This window comes from Leptospira fluminis (assembly GCF_004771275.1).
Taxonomy (GTDB): domain Bacteria; phylum Spirochaetota; class Leptospiria; order Leptospirales; family Leptospiraceae; genus Leptospira_B; species Leptospira_B fluminis.
On sequence record NZ_RQEV01000012.1, the window covers coordinates 479,029 to 493,428 of the forward strand.

General features: G+C 46.2%; 12 protein-coding genes. 6 read left to right on the forward strand and 6 right to left on the reverse strand.

Annotation, left to right across the window (positions count from 1 at the left end; all coding sequences use genetic code 11):
- Positions 1–35: 35 nt before the first annotated feature.
- The 3 genes from EHO61_RS14205 to EHO61_RS14215 are packed head-to-tail and all read left to right on the forward strand — an operon-like array spanning position 36 to position 3,132.
- A complete protein-coding gene (locus EHO61_RS14205) occupies positions 36–527 on the forward strand; it encodes an NYN domain-containing protein (RefSeq protein ID WP_210415348.1) in 492 nt (163 codons plus the stop codon).
- 3 nt (positions 528–530) lie between these two features.
- Positions 531–2,033, forward strand: a complete 1,503-nt coding sequence (locus EHO61_RS14210) for an MBOAT family O-acyltransferase (protein ID WP_135814198.1) — start codon at positions 531–533, stop codon at positions 2,031–2,033.
- Between the two features lie 19 nt (positions 2,034–2,052).
- On the forward strand, positions 2,053–3,132 hold the full coding sequence (locus EHO61_RS14215) for a DUF1574 domain-containing protein (RefSeq protein ID WP_135814199.1): 1,080 nt from the start codon (positions 2,053–2,055) through the stop codon (positions 3,130–3,132).
- 14 nt (positions 3,133–3,146) lie between these two features.
- Here the strand turns inward: EHO61_RS14215 and EHO61_RS14220 are convergent, their stop codons facing one another.
- The 3 genes from EHO61_RS14220 to EHO61_RS14230 all read right to left on the reverse strand — a co-directional run bounded on the left by EHO61_RS14220 (position 3,147) and on the right by EHO61_RS14230 (position 7,008).
- A complete protein-coding gene (locus tag EHO61_RS14220; RefSeq protein WP_135814200.1) occupies positions 3,147–3,689 on the reverse strand; it encodes a DJ-1 family glyoxalase III in 543 nt (180 codons plus the stop codon).
- A 68-nt stretch (positions 3,690–3,757) separates the two neighbouring features.
- Entirely contained in the window at positions 3,758–4,912 is a 1,155-nt protein-coding gene (locus EHO61_RS14225) for a glycosyltransferase (RefSeq protein WP_135814201.1), read from the reverse strand.
- Positions 4,913–5,112: 200 nt separating this feature from the next.
- Positions 5,113–7,008 carry a glycoside hydrolase family 5 protein gene (locus tag EHO61_RS14230; RefSeq protein WP_135814202.1) on the reverse strand — a complete coding sequence of 632 codons (1,896 nt, stop codon included), beginning with the start codon at positions 7,006–7,008 and terminating at the stop codon, positions 5,113–5,115.
- Positions 7,009–7,371: 363 nt separating this feature from the next.
- On the opposite strand from EHO61_RS14230, the gene EHO61_RS14235 reads away from it, so the two are divergent.
- A complete protein-coding gene (locus EHO61_RS14235) occupies positions 7,372–7,842 on the forward strand; it encodes a DoxX family protein (RefSeq protein WP_135814203.1) in 471 nt (156 codons plus the stop codon).
- Positions 7,843–8,073: 231 nt separating this feature from the next.
- Here EHO61_RS14235 and EHO61_RS14240 read toward each other — a convergent pair whose 3' ends face one another.
- From EHO61_RS14240 to EHO61_RS14250, 3 genes are all read right to left on the reverse strand, one after another.
- Positions 8,074–8,562, reverse strand: coding sequence for a hypothetical protein (locus EHO61_RS14240; RefSeq protein ID WP_135814204.1), 489 nt, complete (start codon positions 8,560–8,562; stop codon positions 8,074–8,076).
- A 253-nt stretch (positions 8,563–8,815) separates the two neighbouring features.
- On the reverse strand, positions 8,816–11,197 hold the full coding sequence (locus EHO61_RS14245) for a hypothetical protein (RefSeq protein ID WP_135814205.1): 2,382 nt from the start codon (positions 11,195–11,197) through the stop codon (positions 8,816–8,818).
- A gap of 159 nt (positions 11,198–11,356) precedes the next feature.
- Positions 11,357–11,638, reverse strand: coding sequence for a hypothetical protein (locus tag EHO61_RS14250; RefSeq protein ID WP_135769253.1), 282 nt, complete (start codon positions 11,636–11,638; stop codon positions 11,357–11,359).
- Between the two features lie 271 nt (positions 11,639–11,909).
- Between EHO61_RS14250 and EHO61_RS14255 the strand changes: the two genes are divergently transcribed.
- Positions 11,910–12,845, forward strand: a complete 936-nt coding sequence (locus tag EHO61_RS14255; protein WP_135814206.1) for a FecR family protein — start codon at positions 11,910–11,912, stop codon at positions 12,843–12,845.
- A gap of 175 nt (positions 12,846–13,020) precedes the next feature.
- The gene (locus EHO61_RS14260; protein WP_246032141.1) at positions 13,021–14,163 is read left to right on the forward strand and encodes an S-layer protein; all 1,143 of its coding nucleotides are present in this window, start codon (positions 13,021–13,023) and stop codon (positions 14,161–14,163) included.
- Positions 14,164–14,400: the final 237 nt, after the last annotated feature.

Consider the following 14,400-nt stretch of genomic DNA (forward strand, 5'->3'; position numbering starts at 1 on the left):
CCGAAACGCTCAATCTGGTCACTAGATTTCACAGAATGCATCTGGTCGTCGACGGTTTCAATTTAATCTACAAATTTCCCGAGCTGGAAGCGTTTATGTATTCCGATAGGCTTCGGGAGGCAAGGGTAGGTCTGCTACGGATCCTAGAAGCGTATTCGGATAAGATTAAAAATCCAAATATTCACGTTTTTTTTGACGGACGTAAGGAAAAAGGAAGCGAAGTTCGGAAAGACGCCTACGGAAAGATTAATGTATCTTTCAGCCAGGAATTGAAGGCCGATGACCTGATCAAGGATTATATCAAATATTCCCCGCGTCCGGCGGACTTGTTCGTGGTAAGCTCGGACCAAGAAATTGTACTTTTTGCAAAACGATTAGGTTCAAAAACTATCTCATCCGAGGATTTCGCGGCAAAGGTTGTGGAATCATTTCTTGAGAAGCCGTCCGGGGAAGAAAAAGCTCCGGATCGAAAGCTTTCTCCGACGGAAATCCTCTATTGGAAAGAATTCTTTAAGAAGGGTAAATAAGACGTGCTCTTTAATTCCGTCCTGTTCCTAATTTTCTTTTCCGCGGTTTATCTTATATATTGGCTTTCTCCCGAACGGAGGAGACAGGATGTACTTCTTGTTTCCAGCGCGGTTTTTTATGTTCTGAGTGCGGGGACACTTTTCGGCGGGTTGGGCTTTTTCACGCATTTTCTCGCAATCGTAAGCGCAAATTATTACGCTTATTATAAAATTAGGACTTCGGAATCGCATAAGAAAACTTGGATGTTCGTTGCCGTTCTATTGAACGTGATCAATCTGGGGTTCTTCAAATATTTCTATTTTATCAACCGGATCTTGGCGGACGTTACCGGATATCCGTTTTTCGAGGACGTTCCGCGGATTTTAAAAATATCCCTTCCGCTTGCGGTGAGTTTCTACAGCTTTCAAATGATCGCTTCCGCGGTGGATGCTTACCGAAAACCGGAAGGCGATACCTTAACCTTTAAGCAGTTTCTTTCCTTCGTTCTATTTTTTCCTATTTTAATCGTGGGACCCATTCTTAGAACCAAGGATTTTTTCTCGAATCTGAACAATCTTACCTTGAACCGGGAAAGATTGGTACGGGCCGGATTTCTGATGATTTCCGGTTTGATTAAAAAGATTCTGATTGCGGATCCCGTCGCGAACGTGATCGCTCCCGTTTTTGGGAATCCAGGACAATACGACAATCTTTCTCTCGCATTGGCCGGTTTCGGATATACCGTTCAGGTATATTGCGATTTTTCCGGATTAACGGATATGGCTCGGTCCGTGGGGTTGATGTTCGGGTTCGAATTGCCGGAGAATTTTCGCGCACCTTTGTTTTCTCCGTCCGGCAGGGAACTCTGGCAGAGATGGCATATGACTCTTTCCTTTTGGCTCCGGGATTACGTTTATTTCTCGTTAGGCGGAAGTAAGAACGGGGAATGGAGAACGTATCTGAACCTGATCATCACGATGACGGTCGGGGGAATTTGGCACGGCGCCGATTATACCTTCGTTGCATGGGGATTTTATTGGGGAGTCATCCTTGCAACGGAGCGCTTTTTTGTGAAACGTTTCGGATGGGAAGACGGGGAATCCTCGAATCGATTCCTCACACTCGTCCGTGTTCAGATCGTTTTCGTACTTTTCTCATTCAGCGCGATTCTGTTTCGTTCGAACTCCGCCGGGAAAATGCTCCAGCACGTCCTAGGCTTGGTTACGAATATTCCGAATAGACTGTCTTCGCTTTTGTTAAGCAACGGTTCGGGTTGGCTGGAACAGGCGGCGGGATTGGTCTCCGGACCGGAGCCGTTTCGTTTGGAGCGTATGGAGAATATGGAAAAGCTCGCATATTCCTATGTCGGTTTCCTTTTCTTCCACTTCGTTCAATACAAACCGGAATGGACGGACAAAATCCGAGGCAATAAGGTCCTGCTTCTTTTCCTTTCGGCGGTAATGACCGCATTTGCGATCGCCTTGTATTCCGAGGACGCCGGCGCCTGTATCTATTGCCAGTTTTAGCGAAGAACCGGAAACTCCTATGAAAGAAAAAAAAATCCTTTTGATTCCATTCCTGATTCTCGCCTCTATTCTGCTGCTGGACCGTTTTCTGACCAATTCGTATTTCATGCGATATTATTCGAATACTTTGGCGTATTTGAATTTTTCGAGTAAGCACGATCTCTACGAGGACTTGCGCGAATATCTGAAGCAACCTCTACCCGAAAGAAAAAAGGTACTCGTTTTTTTCGGAAACTCCAGGTCCCTTCTGTTTCCTTATCATGAACTGCGCAAGAAGTATCCGGATTGGATCATTTACAACTTTTCCGTTCCCGGAGGATCTCCGGATTATTTTCTGTATTGGGTGGAGAGATTGACCGGAGAGGGTTTGCGGCCGGATTTCGTGCTTCTTGACCAATCCATGGAAATCTATAATAAAACACCGGTATTGGCCTTGGATGAGGTTCTGGTTTACGGGCTTTCGCCGGGATTTTTATTCCGACATTGGAACCGTTACTCTAAAGAGGAATGGTCGGTCTTTCTGTCTAAACGAATGTTCCATATGTATCGGGATAGACCGAAACTTTGGAGAATTAAAGAGCGTCTCAAGAATAATTCCTACTGGGCGAATAATTATGCGGAAGCGGTCGTGCAAACCTTGAACACTCTCCAAGACCAGAAAGGCAGCACGGCCAGGGATGCGAGCGTAGTGGCATTGGCGGAAGACCAACTGATCAAGAGGTCCGAATCCGATTTTCAATCCTATCTGAATCCGTATACGTTTCATACCGACATGTTGGACATGCAAAGGGATTCGGTTAGACTTTTGAAAAACGCAAAAATTCCCTACGCCACGATATGGGTTCGCATTGCTAGACCGTATTATAAATTGTACGGAACGAGAAAAACGGAAACTCCGGAGGGCCAAAGGATTCCATTAGAGATTTGGAATCAAGAAATCCGGAAATTCAACGAAGAAACCCAAACTACACTTTGGAACATGAACGACGATCCGGAATATTCCTGCGATGACTTTTCCGATCCCGGCCACATGTCTCCGAGCTGCTATCCGGCTTACGGAGATTTTATCTTTAAAAAGCTTTCCGAAGTTCGGGAATAAAAGTCCGCCGTTCGTTAACGGAGTTGCAATCCGGATTCGACTTCATTTTTCTTTTCCCGACCCGAAAGAAGTTCGACGATTCTTAATGCAAATTCGAAAGCGGAGCCCGGACCTATGCTTGTCAACACGTCGCCGGATTCTTCCAAACGTGATCCGGTATATTCCGGCGATTCCGAAACGGAACCCGGAAAAGCGGTAAATTTCTGACCGGGTTCCAAGATGCCGTGGTTCTTCAATACTCTAGGGGCGGCGCAGATCGCGGAGATTTTGCGTTTTTCCGCTTTGAACCTCTTCAATAGGGAAAGAAGATTCGGATCTTGGTCCAAGTTTTGCGTGCCCTTGTTTCCTCCCGGAAGTACGATCATGTCGAATTCATCTTCCAGTATTTCCGACAATGTGGTGTCAGGAAGATGTTTTGTACCGCGAGACGCTTCGATCGGGCCGGGAACGAGCCCCGCGGTGGTGACGTGTATGCCCGCTCTCCGGAGGACGTCCACGATGATGACGGCTTCCATTTCTTCCATCCCCGCCGCGAACGGGACAAGCACCTTCGGCATAATTTCCCCCTTTAGAAAAGCGGATCTTAGAGTAGGGTAACTATGCCACTTTCCGTTTCGGAATCAAATCATTTCCTCGTCGCTTTCGTCCAAGTCAGGTTCGAATTTAGGAAATAATTCGAAATCAGGCTTGCGCCGATGGACAGAAAATCGCAGAGCAATTTAACCGAGATGGACAAGGAATGACTATCGTTCGAAAAGACGACTTTTGTGAGAAATTGGTAGCATCCCAACTGTAAGACGAGGCTAAAAAGACTTACGCTATGAAAAATCAGGAATCCCTTGGCGGCATTCCAACTTTGGAATCTCCTTTCATAAAACGTAAAGTAATTGTTGAAAAGAAAGTTGGAAAGCACAGAAAGTTCGATTCCTAGAAGCACGGAACCGGAAATCGTTCCCGCGTAAGAAATTCCGGTATTCAGATCGGGGAATCCGAGAAATTCCCCCACTAAGAATCCTCCCAAGTTTACGATGATTCCCGTAGCGCCCACGAGAGCGTAGAGTAAAAAAGTAGGGGAGATCCATTTTCCGTAGCGAATGTCCAGAAGAGCTACTAGGAAATTCCGGAGAACCGAATTGTCTAATTTCGTCTCTCCGTGGATTCTCGTTCTAAAAGTGTACGGAATTTCCTCGACTTTTAAGTCCTTGCTGCCTCTCGCCAGGAATTCCAGCAGGATTTTAAAGCCTCTAGGATTGATGTTGTTTTTTACTTCGGAATAGAGGTCTTTTTTAATCCCGAAATATCCGCTCATCGGATCGGATACGTCCTGTCTTAGGATCCACCTTGCAAGAGTGTTCCCGAATCGGCTTACAAGAACCCGAACGAGGGACCATTTGCCTGTGGAGCCTCCCTTAGTATATCTGGTACCCAAGCACAAATCGTTTCCTCTATCGTTGAGCGAGCGGATCATTTCCGGCAGGATTTGCTCGTCGTGCTGGAGATCCGAATCCATTACTACGAAAAGATCTCCTTCCGCAATGCCCATTCCGGTCAAAACGGCCGAAGAAAGTCCTTTTCCGGAAAGTCTCCGAACGACCTTTAATTGGGGAATTCTTCGTTTGAGGTTTTCCGCCACTTGCCATGTATGATCCGGACTGTCGTCGTCGACGACGATGATTTCGTGTTTAAAGTCGGAAAGGGATTGTGAAATCCTTTCCGCAGCGATGGGTAGGTTTTCGCTTTCGTTATATGTCGGCAGAATGATGGAAACGATCGGTTTCATACTTCAATGACCAGGATTTATTTTCTTAGACTCTGCAGCAAATACTATTAAGTAATTAATTAATTACATACTAAAAATAAATTCGAAAATTCTCCCGGATTCTGAACTTCGGTCGAGGGATAAAAAGAAAAACCGCAGAAGTAGCCGGAAAATTTGCTACTTCTGCGGTGAAAGGAAAAGCGGTTATTTATACGGATGCGTTATCTGCAACAAAGAAGGGCGCTTGCTGAACCGTTTCTTTGCGCGATTCCCGCCACGTATTCGTTGTCGTCGCATTGGCCTTTATAGGAACCGGAAGCCCAATCGCCTCCGCGAGTAGAAGTGCGGTTATCTCCTTGGTTGTACCAAAGAGTCCGGCAACTGTTTCCTAAACTACGGTTACTTTGGGCGCAGAGAATTCCGCTCGTTCCCCACCAGCGTTTTGAAAATCCGGATACGTAGTAATTTTGCGGGCATTCGTATTTTGTAAATCCACCCGCCCAATCTCCCGTGCCATGGTATCTCGTCGAAGTTTCGTTTACGGATTGAACGTTATACGAACGGTTTTGGGCCCAGAGATTCCCGTAATTCACGTCGGTGCATAAGGCTCTCTGGTCCTGGCTGAGTCCGTTCAATCTGTATCCGTCCGAGCAGGTGCCCTTGTTGGCGCCGTTGTCCCAATCATCATATAATGTGGAAGAATTATCGTTTCCGTTTCCTATCGAAAGATTGGAAAAATGGTACGCGAAGACGGACTGACCCTGATTTCCAGAATACGTTAGGAGTTGATTCAAGGGGGCGAATCTCCAATCGTCCTTTAAAGTTCGGGACCAATCGCTGGATACCAGACCCCATTCATCGTTTCCGTTCAACGGCCAAAAGGCGAAATCCAGATCCCGAGCGATCAAATAGTTTACGAGATTTTGAAGCCATTGCTTGTCTTGAGGGTTCGTGGTGGAAGGAGATGCTCCGAATTCACTGACCCACACCGGAGTCGTATAATACATCTCGGGATCCACTACGTAGCCCCATTCCGAATAAACCGTATTGTTAAATGTATTCGTGTCCATTTCCCGGTACATGATATTCCCGCCGGAAGTATTCGGATCTCCGTTGTTCTTCGGTCCTATGTATCCGTAATTGTGCGCGGAATAAACCAATTTGTTCGCTACAGGAAGGTGAACCGGCAGGTCTTTCACGGGTTTCAGGTGGGGTCTTTCGCCCGAACCGAGTATAGGGATGAGGCCCCACCAGTTGATTCCTTCTACGATAACGAGCAGGTCCGGGTTGTTCTGGGTGATTAAAACTCCTAGATCCTGGGCTGCCTTATGCCAATCGTTGACGTCCCCCGATCCCCAATTCGGACTGTCCGGAATGTAGGTGTCTCCCTTTCTCTGGCTCCTGACTTCGTTTCTGAGGTCCGCTGCAATGACCATCTTGTTATTTTTGTAACGGTTCACCATCATCAGCCAATCTCCCTGCCACATGTCCGTGGAAGAATTATAGGCCAAGCTAGAGCCGGTGTGGTACCAAAGTCCGTTATAATCGAAGCCGCAACACCATTCCGCTAACGTCGTGTGATTGTTTAAAACGACTGCTATTCCCGCATCGGTCAGGGCTTTTACCGTCTGATCGTACACCTGCAAAGGAGTCATTCCGCTGAATTGAGGATTGGCGCTAACGTCCGCGTCGGCGACCGGGGAATTATTGTGCAACATGACGTTCGAAAACGGAAGTCGGACCGCGTTAAAACCCCAGTTTTGAATCAGAGCTACGATATTGGTGATCGGTTGTTTGTCCAAACCGGCTACGACTTGGTGCGTGTCGCTTGCCCCGTACCAGTTTACCGCCTTCAGCTTAAAACGGTTATTATTCGAGTCGACGATGTATCTGCCGTTCGTACTTAGAGGCACGGCAGGCAAGGGAACTCCGGTGGAAGAATAAAGCTGTTCGCCACGCTGCGGAATTTGCTGGGTCCAGCTTTGCAAGTTTGCGACCAGGGAAGAAAGCGTTTCCGCACCGCTGGATTGCGAATTTCCTTTTTGGCAAGCAAGGGCAGGTAACAGAATCAGGATCGTCGCGAGGACCCCCGGAATTTTGGTTTTCTGTATCGACATTTCAATTCTCTCCAAAGGCGATCGGCCGGCATGGCAATGCCTTTTCGTTGTTCTTATCCGTATAGTAAACGACAGCTTACTTATATATCATCTGTATAGCGAACGCTAAACAACTTACAAAACAATTATTTTTAATTATAACGTTCGATATATATAATACGCCCGTCTTCTTTTTACCTGATCAAATTAGGCTGTTTGTGGAGGAAAGAGTATCGTTCATTTCGAATCGATCCGGATTCCCACCTGTTGAAGAATGCGGCGAGTCCAAATGGGCATGGACGGTTTTCAGAAGAGTCTACTCGCTGGGAAGGAACTCTTAACGGAACGAATCCAAAATTAATAAAACAACGATACAGGATAAAAATGATCAGATATTTCTTTCGAATCGAAGATACGAAAAATTCATATTCGGTAATCCTCCGAGTTTTGGTTGGAAGCGTGTTTCTCTGGGAGGGAATCATTAAATTTCTCTTTGCAAACCAGGGTGTGGGGCGCTTCACTAAACTGGGCTTTCCCGAGCCGTCTCTCGTAAGCGGAGCGATCGGGTGCCTGGAAATTTTGGGCGGGCTATCTCTGGCGATGGGCTTGTTTACGAAAGAGTTCAGCCTCGTTTTTATCTTGGAAATGATCGTAGCCATGACGATGACCAAGATTCCGTTATTGTTCGGAAGTTCTCCTTTGGCCTTGCCTCAAAATCCTCCTGTGACCGGAATTTGGGCCTTTTTACATGAAATTCGATCCGAATACTCGCAGGCGCTCGGATCCTTGTTCTTATTTTTCAACGGGCCCGGAAACTATTCACTGGATGCAATTCGAAAGAAAATACGTTCCTGACGTAAGTTTTCCCTCGTTCTTCGCATAGGAGAAAGGTTTCTCCTATGCAATAGTTTCTTCTTTACTCATCTAAAAGTGTTACTTTAATGAGGGTGGTGAAAGAGATCTCTCTTTTGGATGCTCTAAGTGAAATTCATAAAGAAAAAATCCCGAGGAAATTTTTGTAAGCAGTTTATTATGAATTTCCGAAATCTAATAAGACAATCAGTTTAAATTTTAAAATAAAAATCGTTATTTTAAAATTTTCGAAATTTCTTTGAATAAGCTTTGCAGTTCTTCGAGCGACTTTTGAGGAAGGAACTTTGTTGCGTTATCCCAGTGTTTCTGATATTCAGACGGGGCTCGCATTATGGCCATTTGCGCATTTTTATATTCTGAACCGATCATCATAATTTTCTTTGAAAAAGAACCAAATGTATCTCTAAATGTCTTAGAAAGGAAGGGTCTAGCTTTATGATAGGCCTTTCGAACGGGATTATATAGATCTAAGATTCTTTGGTCGAAATATTCAATATCAACTCCGCCTGCCATTCCTATAAAGTGATTAAGTTGATCTTCTATCGGGCCAAGATTTGCACTCAACTCACTCAATTTCTCAATCCGGTTCTTTGTATTTTCTTTAGATCGAGCATTTCTCGTCACGAAAAAGTATGGAATTAAGGCTATCAGTAAAGTTTGAAATGATGGGATTAAGCTATAAGCAATTCCAAAAATGTCCATGAAGAGTACCACCTTAGTTATTAGACATAATTCATCTATTTATTTGTAAGAAGGTTGCAAAGAATAAAAAAATTCCAATTCTAAAGTAGGGATTTACGATATTATAGTGGGATATGAACGATTTGCAGGACATAAGAGCTTACTTCCGATAATAGATATTATGTCGCATTATGAAGAACGGAGCGATAAATGAACAACCACATAGGTAACACTTCTCGGAAATTCGGAACGGAACCGAAAACGGTTCGATTTCTTATTTGCAAGCCCCGTTGAATTCAAATGCTCCGATGGAATAACCGTAGGCGCCTGCTGGAATAAACGAAGGAGCCGTGACAGCGGTGTTTTGAGTCCTAGGCCTGGTTTCTATATCGCTCGCCGTATAAGGAGCGAGTATGTTGTCGTTGATTCCGCCGTACACCGCATAGCAGGACGAACTGGAGGAAAGATCGAAGGCATGATAGATATCCGTCGCGGCCACAAACTTGGGATTTTGAGCGTAGTTTTGCGAAGTCGCTCCGGCTCCGATTAAATATGTCGGTACGACACAGCCCGTGGAACTTAAGCCTCCGATCGCCGCCGCTCCCGGACAGATGGAAGTGTAAGATGTGGACGTTCCCGCTTCATAAGCCATGGTGGAACAGCTGTAAAAATTATTCCCTTGGATTGAGGAACCGACACCGGAAGTTAGAGCGTTGTACAGACATACATAGGAACTGCTCGGAGTGATCATCTGGTTGTTCATCATTTTCATGTCCAGGGCCAAAGCGGCGCCGTAACGGACGGCGTTCGTAGTCGGCAGGGATCCGTTTCCTGAGTAGATACTATTTCCGAGTACGGCGACGTTGCTGGTGGAAAGATTGGTGGATTGAAAAAGGATACCGAAGAAATTCGAAGCGCTGACGGCAGCATCTATATAAGCCAACGGGTTGATGGAATTGGAATTGATCGCCAAAGAGTTCGTGGCAATCATATTACGCACTTCGACTCCCGATGAATAGTTCGCAGGAAACGCGGACCCTACGGATCCTAAACCGCTGATCCGATTCCAAGAAAGCACTGCGGAAGAAGCGTCGACGACCACTCCGGAGGAAGCTGCTCCACCGGAACCGCCGTAGATCGTATTATATTCTAAAACCGTGTTATTGCTACCTACCATTTGTACTCCGGACAAAAGTCCTCCCGCCGAGCTAGGTTGTCCCCCGAGGATGGTATTGTCGAAAATGAACAATCCGCCGGGACTCGGAATCGAAGCGCTTAGAAAAATACCCGTGGTATACGCCTTAGTGGGATCTGAAGTGGCGAAAATTCCGAAGCCGGAGATTTTGATGACCTCGTTGGCGGTTAAAGCCGCTAGAGTTACGATGATCGGAGCACAAGGAAGTGCGTAAGAAGTCCCACAACCCGCCGTCGAATCGTTGATTAGGGTTTGGTACTTACTCGGAGATTTTGTACCGAATCCCGGAGCAAACCCTCCGATGATCGAAGTCTTTTTGGTTAAAAGAATAGGTGCCGTGACCGTATACGTTCCTTGCGAAACGAATACGTGACAGGAGTTGGTTCCACAGTTCGTGACTCCTTGCTGGATCGTCGCGCAAGGGGATGCTGGGGTTGCACAAGCCGGAGCTGCCGCATCGGTTCCTGTGGGGGAAACGTAATATTTATTTGATACGAGAGAAAAATTAATCACGAGCGGAGAGCCTTCCAACAGGATATTGCCTCCGCTATCCGTACATCCGGTGATTTTCGCATATACGTTCAGCGGAGCGGCTAAAGTCGGACTGTACGTCCCCGAATTCGGGATAATGGACAGAACGTTTCCCGCAAGGGAAAGGGTCGCGTACGGGCCTAAATTCGTCGGACTTGCCGCGACGGTGGCATCCAATACGCAACTACCCGCAGTGGGAGTTTCTGATAACGTAATATTGATCGTATCCGTTACCAAAATGGAGGTATTGTCCGCAGGTAAAACGGATATGTCGCTGAAGCAATTCAAGATGGGTGCGGGAGGAGAACCTCCGTTGACGATCCCCGTATTGGACGGTAAGGCCTTAAAAATGCAGGTTTGGCTCGGCAATCCCTGGAAGACGCCGACCGCGAATGCCTGCTGGTCCGCAATCGTAGTCGGAAAGGAATAAGTCCCGTTGGTCGTCACCGTAAGGAAGTCTATTCCATTATTCGAAAATACTAATGAATCCGTATTTGTAGCCGATATGCCGACTACAGTCACATTGATCGGATAAAACGCGGTTCCACATTGTACTTGGATGATGGTGGATGGGAACATGATTTGTCCCGTTGGATTTGTGATTTGGCAGATAATTTTAGGGGTAACCGTCGGTTGGGCCGTAATGGTTAAGGAATAGTTCGTTCCCGGTACTTGTTTTGTGGGAAAGGATTGGGTGGTGTTGCCGGAGAAGGTTAAAATTTCTCCCAGAGAATCCGAGACGGAAACGGTCGCCGCCGCGGGAAGTCCCGAAACCTGAACCTGCAGAGGGATCGGAGTGCTAACGCTTGTAGTCAATTGGGAGAAAGCAAGAAAGTCATCAATGCCGGATTTCGGTCCTTGGTAACAATCCAGGAATAGAAAGGAGACTCCCAGTCGCAAAATGATATGAAAAATCCGCCGTAGGCACATCGAAAGAAATCTATTCTTTAATTATAACCTCTGGCTCGGGAAAAACATTCAGAGAATCGAGGAAAAAAGGGAAGAAAACATACCAAAATAGGTACTTTTCGTCCCTACCCTACTTTTGACGTTGTCCGGCGGACGCAGTCAAACCCCATGTTGAATGTGTCAATACCCCTGCCAAAGGGAAATTGTAACAATCGTTTTATTATTATCCGACTTATTCAGGCATTCACACTTCACTTGAGCGGACTGGCTGTAATACCCTTGGGAAGCCGAAAAACCCGGAGCCGGTTTGCAACTTTTATACAAACCTCCCTCTACCAGTCGATTGCAGGCCTGCTGGATCGCCGCCTCTATATCCCCATTTTGAGCTTTCACTTGTTCTGGGAGCAGCAGCAATGCGATACTTGCAAAAAAAGCGAGCAGTATGATTCGAATTTTTTTCATGAGAACGTCTCGAAGATCGGAAAGATTAAATGTGAAGAATCTTTTGGAAAGAAAAAATTTCAAACGAAATTTCGGATAAGACGGATTTTTCCAGGCGAATTGTGCTTTTTGTACGGAATTATCCGTCTCATTACGTTGTAAATTCTTTGGCGAATCCATGGATTCTATCCGATCGAAATTGGTGAAAATTTTCTCGGAAGGAAAAAACTTTAGGGTTCGTCGCTTTCGCTAGAAAATCTAATACTTGCTGCATTTGCTTTGAGAGGAATGAATGCATTTTGAATCGCTCCGGACTTTTCCGGCAAAAGTAATTCCCGTTTTTTTGGGGATTCTATTCATCCATTTGATTCCGGAGATCCATCCGGGTCTAGAGTTTCCCGGTTCTGTTTTTAGACTTTCGGCCCAAACCCAAGACAATAAGGGCGCTCAGGACGATGTTTTTGAATACAAAGTGAAAAAGAACGATACATTGTCCAAGATTTCCAAGCAATTTCTGGAAGATCCCGGAAAGTGGAAGGAATTGCTGAAATACAACGAAATTCCGAACCCGTCTTTGATTCGGGAAGGAATTACGTTGAAGATCCCGGGCTATCTTAGGAAGGATTCCATTCCGGCAGTCGCTACTGCGGTCGCTGCGAGCCCCGAAGGAATCGTGGAATTGGCCGTAGGAGTCGTCGAAAGTTCGAAAGATTTCAATCCGACTACGAACGCGGGAAGCTGGACGAAGATCGGTAAAAACGCCACTCTTTTTACCAACGAATGGATTCGCACGAAGGAAAAGTCTGCTCTCAGATTCGCGTTTCTAAAGACTCGGATTTCGTTCGATGTCCGACAAAACTCGCTTTTGAGAATCATTTCTAGCGGCGCACAATCTCTTGCGGAATACAAACAGGATACCGCCGAAAATGCAAAGGCAGTCCAAGTGAATTCCGGATCTGTGCAGTCCGCAGTTTCGGAAAAAGACAAAGGAAAAAAGTATAAGCTCTTCGTGGTCACGCCCGTAGCCATGGTGGGAGTTCGTGGAACCGAATTTTATGTGGATTCCAGTGTTCCTGAAAAGAGTTTGATCGGATGCTACGAGGGGGAATTGGAAGTAGGCGCCCAAGGATCCATCGTAAAGGTGCCTGCCGGATTCGGTACGACTGTGGAAAAGGGGAAAAAGCCCACAACCCCTACCCCTCTCCCGGACCGGGTCGAGATCCAGTAAATTCCGACGAAATGAGTTTTTTCCCTTTCAGATAGAAGCGATGAAAATTTTCGAAATCTTCAGGACCGTATGTATTTGCATTTGTATTTTCAGTCCTTTGCAAGTCCAAGTTTTACGTTCCCAATCTCAACCTAAAAAGACGGCAACCGAAACACCGCCTTCCCAAGCAGTAATTTTGAAGTGGGGATCGGTCCGGGGAGCTACGGCGTATCTCGTGGAGCTATCGGAAAATTCCGATTTCGTAAGCGTACGTTCCACGCAGACCGTGTATGAATCTTCCTTTACCTACGGGCAGGAACTCCTTCCTTTCTACGTCAGAATCACTGCGATCGGAAGTTCCGGAATGAGAGGTCTTTCCTCCATGTCCGTTTCCCTAAGAGAATACGCGGATCGATACAAAGAGGTTCGGTACGAGACGGACGATTTCGTCAACCCCTCCGAAAAATTGGAAATATTTTTGGAGGAACCAAAGGAAGAAAACTCACCCAAAACGGACTCTAAAGGAAAAGTTCGTTTGCCTACAAAAACCTATTTTAGAATCGATAAGGGAGATTGGCAGGAATACAAGGGAACCATTCCTCTTTTAAAAGAAGGATGGGCCGACGTAGAATTCTATTCCGAAGATATCGTCGGCAATCGGGAAGAAGTAAAGAACATCCGGATATTAAAGGATACGACTGCACCTACGGTGGCTTGGGAAAGGAGAAAACCCGGGCGTTCGAATTTACCGGAATACCGCCCCGGAGACGTTTTGCCGTACGGAATTTTTGAAGAAGGATCCGGAATCAGGTTTTTGGAAGCGGAGTTGAAATCGGAAACGCCCGGGGCTCGAAAAGCCGGAAAACAAAGAAAGCAGGAATTTTCGGGAAATCGACCTTCCCTCCGATCGGAGTACAAACTCCCGGAATCATTACAGGAAGGAATTTGGGTTTTGCAATGGAAGTCGGAAGATAAGGCGGGAAACCGCAATACTGGCGAATTTCCGATCGCGATAGACTCCAAAGGACCTTCCTGCGAAATCGTCCTACCGGGGGCTCGAAAAGAAGGTGACGTTTATTTGTTAAACGACAAGTCGAAGGTTCACGTGTTTTGCACCGATGAAACGAGCGGAGTGAAGGAAGTTCGGATTTCGATATCGACCGAGGAAGGCGTGACTGAATTTCAGAATAAGGAACCCTTCCCCCTTCCGATCGGCAAATCCGCCGTTACGATACGAGCCTACGATATTCTCGGGAATTCGAGCGAATTCAATTATAAAGTAGAAGTTCTGGATCCGGATTGGCCGAAAGGCGGTACGAAATTCCAGCTTAAGAAATAAGGGCTGGCGGACACCCCATGCCGCAACTGCGGATATAATAAATTCTAAGTTCCACCCTCGCAGCGTTTGCTGGTCGGAAAACTCATGTGAGCAATCAAGACTCTCGCCGTAGTGTCGAAATAAGAAGGGATATTTGTCTTTAGTCGACTGTTTGTTGGGGGGAAGGGAAAAGAGATTCGAGGGAGAGATTTTTTTTGCGTGTTTGAAAACGTTTAGAGTAGCGTGACAACCGAGAAT